Source organism: Formivibrio citricus (assembly GCF_900115065.1).
Lineage (GTDB): Bacteria > Pseudomonadota > Gammaproteobacteria > Burkholderiales > Chitinibacteraceae > Formivibrio > Formivibrio citricus.
The window spans coordinates 69,888-84,759 of the sequence record NZ_FOVE01000002.1 but is presented as its reverse complement, the minus strand read 5'-3'; the positions used below and the strand labels follow the sequence as shown (position 1 = coordinate 84,759).

The 14,872-nt window shown below is 60.8% G+C and carries 12 protein-coding genes and 1 pseudogene; 9 read left to right on the top strand and 4 right to left on the bottom strand.

Annotated elements, in window-relative coordinates; translation table 11 throughout:
• Window positions 1-203 precede the first annotated feature (203 nt).
• A complete protein-coding gene (lnt, locus tag BMZ36_RS01600; RefSeq protein ID WP_177187730.1) occupies window positions 204-1,667 on the top strand; it encodes an apolipoprotein N-acyltransferase in 1,464 nt (487 codons plus the stop codon).
• 5 nt (window positions 1,668-1,672) lie between these two features.
• Here the strand turns inward: lnt and BMZ36_RS01595 are convergent, their stop codons facing one another.
• Genes BMZ36_RS01595 through BMZ36_RS01585 form a run of 3 tightly spaced genes read right to left on the bottom strand, consistent with a single transcriptional unit; the run spans window position 1,673 to window position 3,008 of the window.
• Window positions 1,673-2,077: a DUF3106 domain-containing protein gene (locus tag BMZ36_RS01595; protein WP_091190249.1), complete on the bottom strand. Its 405-nt coding sequence runs from the start codon at window positions 2,075-2,077 to the stop codon at window positions 1,673-1,675.
• Window positions 2,062-2,418 carry a DUF3619 family protein gene (locus tag BMZ36_RS01590; protein ID WP_091190246.1) on the bottom strand — a complete coding sequence of 119 codons (357 nt, stop codon included), beginning with the start codon at window positions 2,416-2,418 and terminating at the stop codon, window positions 2,062-2,064. Before BMZ36_RS01590 ends, BMZ36_RS01595 begins: the two co-directional genes overlap by 16 nt.
• On the bottom strand, window positions 2,415-3,008 hold the full coding sequence (locus tag BMZ36_RS01585; protein ID WP_245747742.1) for an RNA polymerase sigma factor: 594 nt from the start codon (window positions 3,006-3,008) through the stop codon (window positions 2,415-2,417). The genes BMZ36_RS01590 and BMZ36_RS01585 overlap by 4 nt, the downstream gene beginning before the upstream one ends.
• A gap of 363 nt (window positions 3,009-3,371) precedes the next feature.
• Between BMZ36_RS01585 and ilvB the strand changes: the two genes are divergently transcribed.
• The 7 genes and pseudogenes from ilvB (at window position 3,372) to BMZ36_RS01550 (ending at window position 12,560) form a co-directional block, all read left to right on the top strand.
• Complete coding sequence (gene ilvB, locus BMZ36_RS01580) at window positions 3,372-5,135, top strand: biosynthetic-type acetolactate synthase large subunit (RefSeq protein WP_091190242.1); 1,764 nt, start codon at window positions 3,372-3,374, stop codon at window positions 5,133-5,135.
• Between the two features lie 16 nt (window positions 5,136-5,151).
• Window positions 5,152-5,643: an acetolactate synthase small subunit gene (gene ilvN / locus BMZ36_RS01575; protein ID WP_091190238.1), complete on the top strand. Its 492-nt coding sequence runs from the start codon at window positions 5,152-5,154 to the stop codon at window positions 5,641-5,643.
• 74 nt (window positions 5,644-5,717) lie between these two features.
• On the top strand, window positions 5,718-6,734 hold the full coding sequence (gene ilvC / locus BMZ36_RS01570) for a ketol-acid reductoisomerase (protein WP_091190234.1): 1,017 nt from the start codon (window positions 5,718-5,720) through the stop codon (window positions 6,732-6,734).
• 96 nt (window positions 6,735-6,830) lie between these two features.
• Window positions 6,831-7,472, top strand: a pseudogene (locus BMZ36_RS01565) (phosphatidylserine decarboxylase); the annotation flags it as partial.
• Window positions 7,473-7,516: 44 nt separating this feature from the next.
• Window positions 7,517-8,281 carry a CDP-diacylglycerol--serine O-phosphatidyltransferase gene (pssA, locus tag BMZ36_RS01560; RefSeq protein WP_091190227.1) on the top strand — a complete coding sequence of 255 codons (765 nt, stop codon included), beginning with the start codon at window positions 7,517-7,519 and terminating at the stop codon, window positions 8,279-8,281.
• 128 nt (window positions 8,282-8,409) lie between these two features.
• The gene (locus BMZ36_RS01555) at window positions 8,410-10,194 is read left to right on the top strand and encodes a 2-isopropylmalate synthase (RefSeq protein ID WP_091190223.1); all 1,785 of its coding nucleotides are present in this window, start codon (window positions 8,410-8,412) and stop codon (window positions 10,192-10,194) included.
• A gap of 128 nt (window positions 10,195-10,322) precedes the next feature.
• Window positions 10,323-12,560 (top strand): CHASE domain-containing protein, encoded by a 2,238-nt coding sequence (locus BMZ36_RS01550; protein WP_177187729.1) that lies wholly within the window; start codon window positions 10,323-10,325, stop codon window positions 12,558-12,560.
• A 7-nt stretch (window positions 12,561-12,567) separates the two neighbouring features.
• On the opposite strand, the gene cysK is transcribed toward BMZ36_RS01550, so the two are convergent.
• Complete coding sequence (cysK, locus tag BMZ36_RS01545) at window positions 12,568-13,500, bottom strand: cysteine synthase A (protein WP_091190216.1); 933 nt, start codon at window positions 13,498-13,500, stop codon at window positions 12,568-12,570.
• Between the two features lie 89 nt (window positions 13,501-13,589).
• On the opposite strand from cysK, the gene BMZ36_RS01540 reads away from it, so the two are divergent.
• Complete coding sequence (locus BMZ36_RS01540; protein ID WP_091190213.1) at window positions 13,590-14,819, top strand: multifunctional CCA addition/repair protein; 1,230 nt, start codon at window positions 13,590-13,592, stop codon at window positions 14,817-14,819.
• Window positions 14,820-14,872: the final 53 nt, after the last annotated feature.

The following is a 14,872-nucleotide window of genomic DNA, read 5'->3' as shown; positions in this document are numbered from 1 at the left end:
GCCCCGCCTCCCCCTTTGTAAAAGGGGGATTGAGGGGGATTTCAGCAGCGCTGCTTATGCCTGTACCGCAAAATCCCCCCTCCCCCCCTTTGTCAAAGGGGGGAACTTCATCCCGTTGCGCAAGCTACCGTTTCTTGAAAGCCTGTCTAAGGGCTCACCACAAACGGCTTGTGCGCCCAGTTACTCCCAATGAGAAATCCCGCGTGATACCGAAAGCAATTCGCCTGCACGCGCTCCTGGCCCTGTCGGGAGCTGCCACGGTGCTGGCTTTTTCCCCCATGGCGCTGCCGGGCCTTATGTTCGCGGCACTCGCCGTGCTGTTCTGGTCTTTCCGCAACGCGCCAACGCCCGCCTCGGCGGCAGGCTGCGGTTTCAGCTTCGGGCTGGGGTATTTCGCCGCCAACATTCACTGGATCTACATCAGTCTGCACAATTTTGGCGGCATGCCGAACTGGATGGCAGCCGGCTGCGTGCTGGCGCTGGCCGCCGCGATGGCGCTGTATCCCGCGCTGGCCGGCTGGCTGTCGCGCCGCCTGCCCTGCCCGGAGAACCTGCGCCCGCCGTTGCTGTTCCCGGCGATCTACATCCTGGTCGAATGGGTACGCGGCTGGCTTTTCACTGGCTTCCCGTGGGCCGGCACCGGCAGCAGCCAGGTCGGGCCGCTGGCCGGCTGGTTCCCGTTGCTGGGCGTCTACGGGGTCGGCGCGCTCGTCGCGCTGAGCACTGCGCTGACCCTGTGGCGCTGGCGCATGGGCGCGGCGGCGCTGATTCTCGTCTTCCTGACCGGCTTCGGACTGGAACGCATCGACTGGACTCGCCCCGCCGGCAAGCCGGTCAGCGTCAGCCTCGTCCAGGGCGCGGTCCCGCAATCGCTCAAGTGGGATCCGGTACAGTACCGCTCCACGCTGGCGCTCTATCTCGATCTTTCCCGCCAAAGCCGCGGCGAGATCGTGCTGCTTCCGGAAACGGCAATCCCGTCCTTCATGGAAAAGACGCCGCCGGAATACCTGAAAGCACTTGCAGAACCCTTTGCGCAGCAGGGGCGCCACCTGTTGACGGGATTTGCGACCGGCGATGACCGGCGCTATTACAACAGCCTTGTCCTGCTGACCGACCCGGCCCGGCTCTACCACAAGCAGCACCTGGTGCCATTCGGCGAATACGTGCCGCTGCCGTGGCTTTTCGGCTGGATGTACAACTACCTCAACATGCCGCTCTCGGGCTTCACCTCGGGCGGACTGGGCCAGCCGCCGCTCGTCATGGGGAACACCCGACTCGCGGGCAACATCTGCTACGAGGACATCTTCGGCAATGAAGTGCGCAAGAGCGCCGCCAGCGCCACGCTGCTCGCCAACGTCAGCAACATGGCGTGGTTTGAGGGATCGTGGGCCGCAGAGCAGCACTTGCAGATGGCACGCGCGCGCAGCCTGGAAACCGGGCGCTGGATGATCCGCGCCACCAATACCGGTGCCACCGCCATCGTCGATCACCGGGGCAAGGTGCAAGCGCGTCTTGAGGAAAGCAAACGGGGAATTCTGGAAGGTGCGGCGCAGAACCGCGAGGGAACCACGCCTTACATGCTGTGGGGCGATGCGCCGGTCATCGGGCTGCTCGCCGGACTGCTGCTGGGGTTGCTCGTGAAAGGTCGCCGCAGGCGGGCAACCTGATCCGATCAGTGCTCGCCGTGCGGTTTCTGCCCTTGCCCGCGCATCTGCCGCCGCTGCTCGCGGAAACGCTCCACCGCTTTTTGCCGCTCTTCCGGGGGCAATTCGCGGAAGCGCCGGTAGTTCTCGCGCATGCGCTGGCGCTCTTCGGGATTCAGTTGCGACCAGCGCGTCAGGCGGTCACGCACCCGCGCTTGCTGCTCGGGATTCATGTTCGGATAGCGGTCAGCCAGTTCCAGCATGCGCTCGCGCGCATGCGGCGACATCTGCCCCCATTGCGCAGCCAGCGGAGCCAGAACGCCTTTCTGTTGCGCATTCAATCTTGACCACTCCGGCACATCGGCCTGCACGGCCCCTGCCAGCAAGCCAGCCAGCACACCGGCCAACAGCCGGCGAATCAGCGACGTATCCATTGCTCCGCCCGATCGTTCAACAAGAAATCCACCGGCACATCGTCGGCCAGCAGTTCGATTTCCAGGGCACGCTCAACCGCGCGCGTCCGTTGCCACTGCCAAGCCGAACCCGCCATCGCCACCAGTATCGCGAGCAGCAGTCCGATGCAGGCGGCGCGGTGTTCATGCCAGAAAAACACCAGCGTATGTCCAACTTTCGCAGCCGAAACAGGCTCGGTTTTGGCCACGGCCCGGGCCACGGCGACTTCCCGCGCCTTGCGCAGACGCGCAGCGGCCTCGGGAGATACCGGCGCCCGGTCCAGGCGGGACGCCAGTTTGCGTGCAAAATCATGTTCTTTCATAGTTCCACCCCCCGCCCCTTGAGCCAGGCAGACAATGCATGGGTCGCCCTCGAGCAATGCGTCTTGACGCTGCCTTCGGAGCACCCCATGACACGGGCCGTTTCCGCGACGTCAAGCTCCTCCCAATAACGCAGCAGGAACGCCTCGCGTTGACGCGCCGGCAACTTTTCCAGCCCTTCCTCGATCACCTTCAAGGTGCGCGCCTGATTAAGCTCGGCATCCGGTTCCACGGGAGATTCGGCCGTATGCGGCAACCACTCCAGCGGATCGGAAGCCTCGGCCTCGTCATCGTGCGGCTGAAACGCCGAAAGCAGCGTGGTCCACCACGAGCGGACCTTCTGCCGGCGGAAATAATCGCGCTGGGCATTCTGCAGGATGCGCTGGAACAGCATGGGCCATTCGGTCGCAGGCCGATTGGCGTATTTTTCAGCCAGCCGCAGCATCGCATCCTGCACGATATCCAGCGCCGCATCCTCGTCATGCACGGCATAAACCGTCTGACGATAGGCGCGGCGCTCGACCTCGGCCAGAAACAGGGCCAATTCTCCCGGAGTACCCAGAGTCGTTCCTCGCAAAAAAACCGGTTTCAAACAAAGTGTTGCCATGGTAACAAAGGCGCCCGATCCTCTCCACAATACTTGCATTAACGCGGGCAATCAGTTACCGTTGACAGCTCATCCAAGCTTTTTTGCCTGCGTGACCGACTCGGCGCGCTGGCGCCGACTGGCACCGCTACACAAACACATCTGGTCGTCCATTGGGTCACAAGCCCGACGCGGCGGCGGCAAGCCCGGTACATGGACTGCTGATGGGAGTACTCAAATCATCCTGAAAGACGGATCTCGTGACTAGAACGATGCGCCTTGCATCTTTCCATTTCACGCTTGGGTACTCGCCACCGATCAGCAGGACCACTCGCATACCTTTTCAACAACGAGACGGGGATTGAACCGATGGAAATCTCGGGTGCAGAAATCATTACGCGCTGTCTGGCCGAAGAAGGCGTTGAATTCGTCTTCGGCTATCCCGGTGGCGCCGTTCTGGAAATCTACGACGCCATCTTCAAGCAAGACAAATTCAAACACGTGCTGGTACGGCACGAGCAAGCCGCGACCCACGCTGCCGACGCCTATTCGCGTTCCAGCAACAAGGTCGGCGTAGCCCTGCTCACGTCCGGCCCCGGCGCCACCAACGGCATCACCGGCATTGCCACGGCCTATATGGATTCGATTCCGATGGTCGTGATTTCCGGTCAGGTCGGCACGCCGGCCATCGGTCTGGATGCCTTCCAGGAAGTCGACATGGTGGGTTGCTCGCGTCCGGTCGTGAAGCACAACTTCCTGGTGAAGGACGTGCGCGATCTGGCTGTGACCATCAAGAAAGCCTTCCATATCGCCACCACGGGCCGCCCCGGTCCGGTGGTCATCGACGTGCCGAAAGATGTCACAATCAACAAGACCGAATTCAGCTATCCGGCCTCGATCGCGATCCGCAGCTACAACCCGCCGACCAAGGGACATCCGGGCCAGATCAAGAAGGCCGTGCACCTGATCGGTGAAGCCAAGCGTCCGCTGATCTACGTCGGCGGCGGCGCCGTGCAGGGCAATGCCAGCCAGGAAGTCACCGAACTGGTGAAACTGCTGAATGCCCCGTGCAGCAACACGCTGATGGGCCTGGGCATCATCGACGGCACCGATCCAAACTTCCTGGGCATGCTCGGCATGCACGGCACATTCGAAGCCAACCTGGCGATGCAGTACTGCGACGTACTGATCGCCATCGGCGCGCGCTTCGACGACCGCGTGATCTCCGTGCCCAACCATTTCCTGGCGCAGCCGAAGAAGATCATCCATATCGACGTCGATCCGTCCTCGATCGCCAAGCGCGTCAAGGTCGACATCCCGATCGTGGGCGACGTCAAGCACGTGCTGACCGACCTGATCGCCGTACTCAAGGAAACCGGCGCCCGCCCGAACGCGGAAGGGCTGGCCGACTGGTGGAAGCAGGTCGAAGCCTGGCGCAAGCCCGATTGCCTGCATTACGAAAAATCGGCGGAAATCATCAAGCCGCAGTTCGTGCTTGAGAAGCTCTGCAAAGTCACACAGGGCAACGCCATTGTCACTTCCGACGTCGGCCAGCACCAGATGTGGACCGCACAGTACTACAAGTTCCGCCGCCCCAAGCAGTGGATCAACTCCGGCGGCTTGGGAACGATGGGCTTCGGCCTGCCGGCCGCGATCGGCGCGCAATTGGCCAACCCGGACGCACAGGTGGCCTGCATTACCGGCGACGGCTCGATCCAGATGAACATCCAGGAACTTTCCACCGCCAAGCAGTACCACATCCCGGTGAAGATCATCCTGCTGAACAACCGCTATCTGGGCATGGTTCGGCAATGGCAGGAGCTGTTCTACGGCAACCGCTATTCCGAGACCTATCTGGAAGCGCTGCCAAACTTCGAGAAGCTGGCCGAAGCCTACGGACACGTCGGCATGCGCATCGAAAGGCCGGAAGACGTAGAACCCGCCCTGCGCGAAGCATTCACGACGCACAAGGATCGCTGCGTGCTGCTCAACTTCATCACCGATGGCACGGAAAACGTGTTCCCGATGGTGCAGAACGGCAAGGGCCTGAACCAGATGGATCTGCCGGCACACATGCGCAACCTGCAGCAGACACCGTTCGAAAACAACCGTGACTACGGCAATCTTTGCTGAGAAAGGGGAGAAAATCATGCGCCACATTCTGTCCGTTCTCATCGAAAACGAAGCCGGTGCGCTGTCGCGCGTCACCGGGCTGTTTTCCGCCCGCGGTTACAACATCGACTCGCTGACGGTGCAAACCACCGAAGACCTGACCATGAGCCGCATGACCATCGTCACGCACGGCTCGGACGACGTGATCGAACAGATCACCAAGCAGCTCAACAAGCTGGTCGAAGTCGTCAAGGTGATCGACCTAAGCGAATCCGAGCACATCGAGCGGGAACTCATGCTGATCAAGGTCCGCGCCATCGGCAAGGATCGCGAAGAAATGAAGCGGATGACCGACATCTTCCGCGGCCGTATCATCGATGTGACGGAAAAGACGTACACTATCGAGTTGACCGGCCCGGGCGAGAAACTGGATGCCTTCATCAAGGCCATCGATTCAGCCGCCATTCTGGAAACGGTTCGCACCGGTGCCTCGGGCATCGGCCGCGGCGAGCGGATTTTGAAGATTTAACACCGTAGGGTGCGCTTGCGCGCACCATTTAATCCGGGGCGCGCAAGCGCACCCTACCCTGAAAGGAAAATGCAATGAAGGTTTACTACGACAAGGACGCCGATCTCTCCATCATCAAGAGCAAGCAAGTCGCCATCATCGGCTACGGCTCGCAAGGCCATGCCCATGCACAGAATTTGCGCGACTCCGGCGTCAACGTGACCGTCGGCCTGCGCAAGGGCGGCGCCTCCTGGTCCAAGGTTGAAGCGGCCGGCCTCAAGGTTGCCGAAGTCAACGAAGCAGTGAAGAACGCCGATGTCGTGATGATCCTGCTGCCGGACGAGAACATCCCGGAGGTCTACCACAACAACGTTGCCCCGAACATCAAGCAAGGCGCCACGCTCGCCTTCGCCCACGGCTTCAACGTGCATTACAACCAGGTCGTGCCGCGCGCCGATCTGGACGTGATCATGGTCGCCCCGAAAGGCCCGGGCCACACCGTGCGTTCCGAATACCTGAAGGGCGGCGGCGTTCCGTCCCTGATCGCCGTGTACCAGGACAAGTCCGGCAAGGCCAAGGACATCGCGCTTTCCTACGCGGCAGCCAACGGCGGCACCAAGGGCGGCGTGATCGAAACCAACTTCAAGGAAGAAACCGAAACCGACCTGTTCGGCGAACAAGCCGTGCTGTGCGGCGGTGCCGTCGAGCTGGTGAAGATGGGCTTCGAAACCCTGACCGAAGCTGGTTATGCGCCGGAAATGGCCTACTTCGAGTGTCTGCACGAACTGAAGCTGATCGTTGACCTCATGTACGAAGGCGGCATCGCCAACATGAACTACTCGATCTCCAACAACGCCGAATACGGTGAATACGTGACCGGCCCGGAAGTCATCAACGCCCAGTCGCGCGAAGCCATGCGCAATGCCCTGAAGCGCATCCAGACCGGCGAATACGCCAAGATGTTCATCCTGGAAGGCAAGACCAACTACCCGAGCATGACCGCCCGTCGTCGCCTGAACGCCGAACACGCCATTGAAAAGGTCGGTGGCCAACTGCGCGCGATGATGCCGTGGATTGCCAAGAACAAACTGGTCGACCAGTCCAAGAACTAAGCACAAGCCTCTTGGCGCAGTAAAAAAAGAAAAAAGGAATTGGCCCGCAAGGCCAATTCCTTTATCTTTCTCTGTCCGGCCTTTTTCAGGAAAACCATGAGCAAAGTGTATCCCCATCCCCTGATCGCCCGCGAGGGCTGGCCGTTTCTGGGCGGCATCATCCTCGCCGCTTCGCTGGTCGACATCTATGCCGGTTTGAGCTGGTCCGCGCCGCTGTGGATTCTGGCGCTGTTCGTGCTGCAGTTCTTCCGCGATCCGCAACGCGAAATTCCGCAAGACCCCAAGGCGGTGCTGTGCCCGGCAGATGGTCGCATCGTGGTAGTCGGCAAGGCCGTCGATCCCTACCGCAACCGCGAAGCACTGAAAATCAGCGTGTTCATGAACGTGTTCAACGTACACTCGCAGCGCAGCCCGGTCGATGGCGTAGTGGAAAAAGTCGAATACCATGGCGGATCGTTCCTGAATGCGGCGCTGGACAAGGCATCGCTGGAAAACGAACGCAATGCCGTGCTGGCCAAGCTGGCAGACGGAACCGAAATCACCTTCGTGCAGATTGCCGGCCTCGTGGCCCGCCGCATTCTCTGCTACACCAAGGCTGGCGACACGCTCGCTCGCGGCCAGCGTTACGGTTTCATCCGCTTCGGTTCGCGCGTCGACATCTACCTGCCGCTGGATGCCCGGCCCAAGGTCGCGATCGGCGACAAGGTCCGCGCCAGCGAGACAATCCTCGCCGAACTCGGCTAAGATGTTGTTTTGGTCTTAACCACCCCACCAGGAAAACAATGCAACCCAACCGTCCGCTTAATTTGCGCCGACAGAGCATTTACCTTCTTCCCAACCTGTTCACGCTGGCCAACCTGTTTGCCGGCTTCTTCGCCGTGGTTCAGGCGATGAACGGCCACTTCGTCAACGCCGCCATGGCCATTTTTGCAGCCATGATCCTGGATGGCCTCGACGGGCGTGTCGCGCGCATGACCCACACCCAATCGGCTTTCGGCGTCGAGTTCGACAGCCTCTCCGACATGGTTTCGTTCGGCGTGGCACCATCGCTGGTGGCCTACGAATGGGCGCTCAAGGGCTTTGGCAAGGTGGGCTGGATCGTGGCCTTCATTTACTGCGCCGGTGCAGCGCTGCGATTGGCTCGCTTCAACACCAACGTCGGCTCTGTCGACAAGCGCTGGTTCCAGGGGCTGCCCTCTCCCGCTGCGGCCGCGCTGGTTGCCGGCCTGGTCTGGGTGTTCAACGAATACACCAAGGCGCCGGAGCCCATCCCGCAAATCCTGAACTGGGCAGCACTCGCCGCCACGCTGTTCGCGGGACTGACCATGGTTTCCAACGTGCGCTTCTGGAGCTTCAAGGAATTCCACATGCGCCGCACGGTGCCCTTCCTCGCGCTGCTGCTGATCGTGTTTGCCATCAGCCTGCTCGCCTTCGAGCCCGGCATCGTCCTGTTCGGCTTCTTTGTCTGCTACGCGCTTTCCGGCTACGTCTACCTGCTGTATTGCCTGGTCCGCCACCAGAAACCGGCCGTCCCTTCGCAAAATTAGACAAAAAGTCCAAGCAAACACCAAAAGCAGCGGCACTCGCCGCTGTTTTTTTATGCGCAAGAAATTATGTTTGACAAAAAGTCGCTCAAGCTCTTATTCTGGGCTCATGCGGCCAGGAGAAATTGGACATGAAATTGGACATCGAACAGCTGATCGCTGATTTCGGCGGGCCGGGAGTGCTTGCAGAGGGGCTGAACAGGCTCTTCCCTGACGAGCCTGTATCGCGCGCAGCCATTTACAAGTGGCGCGAACGCGGCAGCATCCCCATGAACCAGATCTCCCGGCTCGGGCAACTTGCCGCCAGCCAGGGCCGCACCTTCAACATCCATCGTTATTTCACGGGCGCAGCCCCTGCGCCAGTCATGAGGGAGCCAGCCATGAGCGAGCGTCTGTACATTTTCGATACCACCTTGCGCGATGGCGAGCAGAGCCCCGGCGCCTCCATGACCCGCGAAGAAAAAATCCGCATCGCGCGTCAGCTCGAAAAACTGGGCGTGGACATCATCGAGGCCGGCTTCGCCGCAGCGAGCCCCGGCGATGCCGAATCCATCAGCGCGATTGCCCGTATCGTCACGAACTCGACCATATGCTCGCTGGCCCGCGCAACGGAAAACGACATCCGCATCGCCGGCGAGGCGATTGCGGCTGCGCCCAAAAAGCGCATCCATACCTTCATCGCGACCAGCCCGATCCACATGGAAAAGAAACTGCGCATGCAGCCGGACGAAGTGGTGGAAGCCGCGGTCAAGGCCGTTAAATTTGCACGGGAATTCACCGACGACGTGGAGTTTTCCGCCGAGGATGCCCTGCGCTCCAATCCGGATTTTCTGGTACGCGTCTTCGGCGAGGTCATCAAGGCCGGCGCAACCACCCTGAATGTGCCCGATACCGTGGGTTATGCAGTTCCTCACCTGACCGAGGCGTTTTTCCGCGACCTGATCACCCGCACACCAGGCGCGGATCGTGTCGTCTGGTCGGCGCACTGCCACAACGATCTGGGCATGGCGGTCGCCAACTCGCTCGGCGCGGTTCTCGGCGGTGCGCGGCAGGTCGAATGCACGATCAACGGTTTGGGCGAGCGCGCCGGCAATGCCTCGCTCGAAGAAATCGTCATGGCGGTCAAGACTCGCAAGGACGTGTTCGGCGTGGAAACGCGTATTGAGACTACCCAAATCGTTCCTTCGTCCAAGCTGGTCTCCACGATCACCGGCTACCCGGTTCAGCCGAACAAGGCCATTGTCGGCGCCAACGCCTTTGCCCATGAATCGGGCATCCATCAGGATGGCGTTCTCAAGCACCGCGAAACCTATGAAATCATGAGCGCCGAGTCGGTGGGCTGGAGCACCAACCGCCTGACACTGGGCAAACTCTCGGGCCGCAACGCCTTCAAGACCAAGCTGCAGGAACTCGGCATCACGCTTGAAAGCGAAGAAGCGCTCAATGCTGCCTTTGCCCGCTTCAAGGAACTGGCCGACCGCAAGCGCGAGGTGTTCGACGAAGACCTGCATGCGCTCGTCTCCGACGAAATGATCAGCATCATCAATGAGCATTTCAAGCTGGTATCGCTCAAGGTCACCTCCGAAACCGGCGAAGTGCCCCACGCCTCGATCGTCATCACCGAAGCCGGGCAGGAGCGTCGCGCCGAGGCGGACGGCGACGGCACCGTGGATGCCTCGTTCAAGGCAGTCGAATCGCTGGTCCAGTCGGGGGCGGAGCTGAAGCTCTACTCCGTCAACGCGATCACGCAGGGCACCGACAGCCAGGGCGAAGTCACCGTGCGACTGGAAAAGGCCGGACGCATCGTCAACGGACAAGGGGCGGATACCGACATCATTGTCGCCAGCGTCAAGGCCTATATCTCCGCGCTGAACAAGCTTTATGGAAAAACGGAAAAACTGAATCCGCAGGTATAAGCCCCTCCATGCGCTTACAAAAAACCGGGAAACCTTTCCCGGTTTTTTGTTTTCCCTGGAAGGCCAATTACTGGAAAAACAAGCCAGGATGCTTCATATTGAAGGGTGGTCTTATCAATTGGCGCTCCATGCAGCTATCCCGCACAAAACTTGGCAAACTGTTCCGCAGACTGCGCATCCTGTTGCTCACGCTACTGACCGGACTGGCGATAACCGCCCTGCTCGCTTCGTGGCATGGCAAACATACAAGACAGCAAGCAGAGGCCCGGCTTGAGCAAAACGCCGAAATCACAGCGCTGCAAATTGAAAGCCGTCTGGCGGCCCAAATCGAGGCGCTACGGGGATTGCAAAGTGCATTCATGGCCAGCCCAGACATGGATCGCCATACGTTCCGGGATATCATCGAAAACCAGAATCTGCTCGCAAGGCTGCCCGGATTCGTCGTCATCGCTTTTTCGCGGCAAATCCCTCGGGACAAAATTGACCGCCTTGTCGCAAAGAACCGCGAATCATTCGACCCCGCCTACCGGGATTACAAAATCACCCCCCTGACCGGGCAGGAGTTGCTGCAGCCCGTCGATTTCCTTTATCCGGTCAATGCTTCCACGCGTACCTATCTGGGGCTTGACCTCCTCAGCAGGGAGGGAACCGTTCAGGCCATCGGCCGTGCTCGCGACGAAGGGCGCGGGATCGCCAGCCCGCTTGCCCGTTCGGGCGCAGAGACGTCCACGAGCTTTGCACTGCACTACCCCGTCTACACTGCCGGGCAAAATCCGCAGAACCTCGCAGAACGAAAAGCACGTTACCTGGGTGCCATCTCGGCGTTATACCGTGTCGAACACATGCTGGACCAAGCGCAGTTAAACCGCTTCGACACTCTCAGGCTTTTCGACACGGACCAAACCATGAACGGCACTCCCGCCCGTTCGGAAATACTGATCCATGAAACGAAGAACCCCGACGGCGCTCAGCAAGGCCAAACCGTCTGCAATAACCGGATCATCAACCTTCCCGGACGACAATGGCGGCTGGAAATCTGTGCCGCCCCCTCCCGTTTCATTCCCGCCGGCCAGCATGGCAACTGGCCCGTCTGGGCTGCAGGAATCGGTCTGTCGTTGCTGTACGCTTTTTTCATGGCCTCCCGCAGCCCGATTGGCCGGATTTATGGAAACACGAATCTCGGTACGCCATCGGAGTTGCGCCGCGAGGAAGAGCGGCGACACAAGCTGGAAACGCTGGCCAACGAAACGCCGGACATTTTTGTCGTCCGCGATGCCCAGGGCGGAATCGAATATGCGAATCCGGCGGCACGCAAGGAATTCATGCTCGATGCCGCCGAGCACGGCATGCAGCCACTGCTGACCACCGCCGAACTTGCCGAACTCGCCGAGCCACTGGTGGTGCCATGCCAGCACCTCGCCCCATCCGGTGAAACTCGCCACTTTGAAGCCACGATCGTTCCTATCCGCAGCCCTTTCGGCTGCAACACCGGCTCAGCGCTGCTGGCGCGCGACATCAGTCACCATGTTGAACAAGCTGCCATGCTCGATCTCGCCCGTACCCGGCTCAGCGAAATGCTGGAATTGTCCGGAGACTGGCTCTGGGAGCAGGATACCGAAGCCCGTTTTACCTATCTGTCCGGCGGTCCGTTCAAGCTTCACGACATCAACCCGGTCCATCAAATCACTCGCAGCCGCTGGGAGATGGGGTTGGGCGACCTGAACGAAAAGCAATGGGAATTGCATCGAAAAACCATCGAAGACCGCGAACCCTACAGCGATCTGGTTGTGACACTGAAGGCCAACGGGGAACCGCTTGTCATCCAGTTGTCGGGAAAACCCATTCAGGACAAAGACGGCGTATTTGCAGGCTACCGCGGCGTCGGGCGAGACATCAGCGCCATCCGCCATGCGCAGGATGCCCTGCATGCGGAAAAGCTCAAGCTCATGGCCATGCTGGAATCCCTCTCTGACGGCGTGATCACCACCGACCTGTCCGGGCGAGTGGAATACATGAACCCGGTAGCGCTGTCACTCACCGGCCACGAAATCGAAGAAGCCAGCGGACAAGGCGTTGAAAGCGTTTTCCAGGTCATCGACAACGAAACACGCCTGCCGTTGCCCTCCCTTTCGCGCCAGGCATTGCAAGGCGGAGCAAGACTCCCGCCGCACCGCAACGCCATTCTGCTCAACCGGTTCGGGCTGACTTTCTGCATTCAGGAAGCCGTGACCAGCATCCGCAACGAAAAAGGCGAGATACTCGGCAGCGTCATCGTCTTCCGCGACCTGAGCGACTGGCTCGCACTTTCGGCCAAAATGGAAAAGACGGCCCAAAGGCCGCCTTCCGGTTCACAACCCACCGAATGACAACTCTTCAATCCACCAAGCCTTCAAACAGCTTGGTCGACAGGTAACGCTCGCCGAACGAGGGAATGATCACGGCGATCAGCTTGCCGGCGTTTTCCGGTCGCTTGGCCAGCTCCAGCGCGGCCCAAGTCGCTGCACCGGCAGAAATCCCGGCCAGAATGCCTTCCTTGGTCGCCAGTGCGCGGGCAGTAGCAAACGCATCGTCGGCGTTAACGCGAATCACCTCGTCGTAGATGGCCGTATTGAGCACCGGCGGAACAAAACCGGCGCCGATGCCCTGGATCGGGTGCGGGCCTTTCGGGCCGCCACTGAGTACCGGGCTCGCATCCGGCTCCACGGCCACGGCCTTGAACGAAGGCTTGCGCGCCTTGAGGACTTCCGATACACCGGTAATCGTGCCGCCCGTACCCACGCCGGCAACCAGAATGTCGATCTGGCCATCGGTATCGCGCCACAGCTCTTCGGCCGTCGTTTTGCGGTGAATCTCCGGGTTGGCCGGGTTCTCGAATTGCTGCGGCAGGAAATAATTCGGGTTCGCCGCCACCAGCTCCCTGGCCTTGGCGATCGCACCGCCCATGCCGTCCGGCCCCGGGGTCAGCACCAGCTCCGCGCCGTAACCGCGCAGCAGCGCGCGGCGCTCCCTGGACATGGTTTCCGGCATGGTCAGGATCAGGCGATAGCCGCGCGCAGCTGCCACCATCGCCAGACCAATTCCGGTGTTGCCGGAAGTCGGCTCGACGATCACCGTATCCGGGCCGATCAAGCCGGCCTCTTCGGCGGCATCGATCATCGCCACGGCGATACGGTCCTTCACGCTATGCGAAGGGTTGAAGTATTCCAGTTTGGCCACGACCGTCGCGCCAAGGCCTTCGGTGACGCGATTGAGACGGACCAGCGGCGTGTTGCCGATGAGTTCGGTAACATTGTTGGCGATTTTCATGGCAGCATTCCTTCATTCGAGTGGATGTCGTGATTGTATCGGTTATAAAGACAGCCAGATAAATCACATTTTTTACTAAGGAAAGATCAATGCGAATATATCGCGTCGGCGGCGCGGTGCGCGACAAACTGCTGGGCCTGCCCATACAGGATACGGACTGGGTCGTGGTCGGAGCCAGCGAGGAAGCCATGCTCGCAGCCGGTTACATGCCGGTCGGCAAGGATTTCCCGGTCTTCCTGCATCCGCAGACCCGCGAGGAATACGCATTGGCCCGCACCGAGCGCAAATCCGGCCACGGCTACAAGGGATTTGTAGTGCACGCCAGCCCGGAAGTCACGCTCGAAGAAGACCTGCTGCGCCGCGACCTCACCATCAACGCCATGGCCGAAGACGAAGCCGGCACGCTGATCGACCCCCATGGCGGACGGGCCGACCTTGCCGCCGGCATCCTGCGCCATGTCTCGCCTGCTTTCGCTGAAGACCCGGTGCGCATCCTGCGCCTGGCGCGTTTCGCCGCGCGCTTCGGCTTTGCCGTCGCACCGGAAACGCAGGCACTGATGCGGGCCATGGTGGAGAACGGAGAGGTCGACCATCTGGTGCCGGAGCGCGTATGGCAGGAAATCAGCCGCGGCCTGATGGAAAAGAACCCATCGCGCATGCTCGAAGTGCTGCGCGAATGCAGGGCGCTGGCGCGCATCGCGCCGGAGATCGACGCCCTGTTCGGCGTACCCGAACGCCTGGACTACCACCCGGAAGGCGATGCCGGCCGCCATACCCTGCTGGTGCTGGATGCTGCCGCCGGGCTGGAACTCCCCCTGGCAGGGCGCTTTGCCGCGCTGTGTCATGACTTGGGCAAAGCACTGACGCCAGAAGACATTCTGCCCAGCCATATCGGCCACGACATGCGCGGCAAGGAGCCGCTCAACCTGCTCTGCGAGCGCTGGCGCGTGCCGGTGGACTGCCGCGAACTCGCACAACTCGCCTGCCGCGAACACATCCTGATTCACCGGGCCAAAGAGCTGCGGCCGACTACGGTCGTCGATCTCTTTCAGCGCGCAGATGCCTGGCGGCGCCCGGAGCGTTTTGTGCAACTGCTCGGCGTCTGCCACGCCGACGCCCGCGGCCGGCTTGGCCATGAAATGGCCGATTACCCGCAAGCGGCTTATTTGCTGGAACTACTGGAGAAAGCAAACGAAGTGGACGCAGGCGCGATTGCGCGCGCCTGCGAAGACAAGAGTCGCATCGCGGAATGCGTGCGCGCGGCACGCATCGCTGCGGTTGCTGAATCAAAAACTCGGCAAGCAAAACCTGAAAATTAACCACAGAGGCACAGAGAACACAGAGAAAAACAAATGCTTGCGCATTCATATGG

Coding starts and splice junctions, on each gene's coding strand:
- BMZ36_RS01555 (WP_091190223.1), top strand. CDS start 8,410: ATGAAATTGGACATCGAACAGCTGATCGCTGATTTCGGCGGGCCGGGA.
- BMZ36_RS01540 (WP_091190213.1), top strand. CDS start 13,590: ATGCGAATATATCGCGTCGGCGGCGCGGTGCGCGACAAACTGCTGGGC.
- pssA (WP_091190227.1), top strand. CDS start 7,517: ATGCAACCCAACCGTCCGCTTAATTTGCGCCGACAGAGCATTTACCTT.
- ilvB (WP_091190242.1), top strand. CDS start 3,372: ATGGAAATCTCGGGTGCAGAAATCATTACGCGCTGTCTGGCCGAAGAA.
- ilvC (WP_091190234.1), top strand. CDS start 5,718: ATGAAGGTTTACTACGACAAGGACGCCGATCTCTCCATCATCAAGAGC.
- BMZ36_RS01595 (WP_091190249.1), bottom strand. CDS start 2,077: ATGGATACGTCGCTGATTCGCCGGCTGTTGGCCGGTGTGCTGGCTGGC.
- BMZ36_RS01590 (WP_091190246.1), bottom strand. CDS start 2,418: ATGAAAGAACATGATTTTGCACGCAAACTGGCGTCCCGCCTGGACCGG.
- BMZ36_RS01550 (WP_177187729.1), top strand. CDS start 10,323: ATGCAGCTATCCCGCACAAAACTTGGCAAACTGTTCCGCAGACTGCGC.
- ilvN (WP_091190238.1), top strand. CDS start 5,152: ATGCGCCACATTCTGTCCGTTCTCATCGAAAACGAAGCCGGTGCGCTG.
- cysK (WP_091190216.1), bottom strand. CDS start 13,500: ATGAAAATCGCCAACAATGTTACCGAACTCATCGGCAACACGCCGCTG.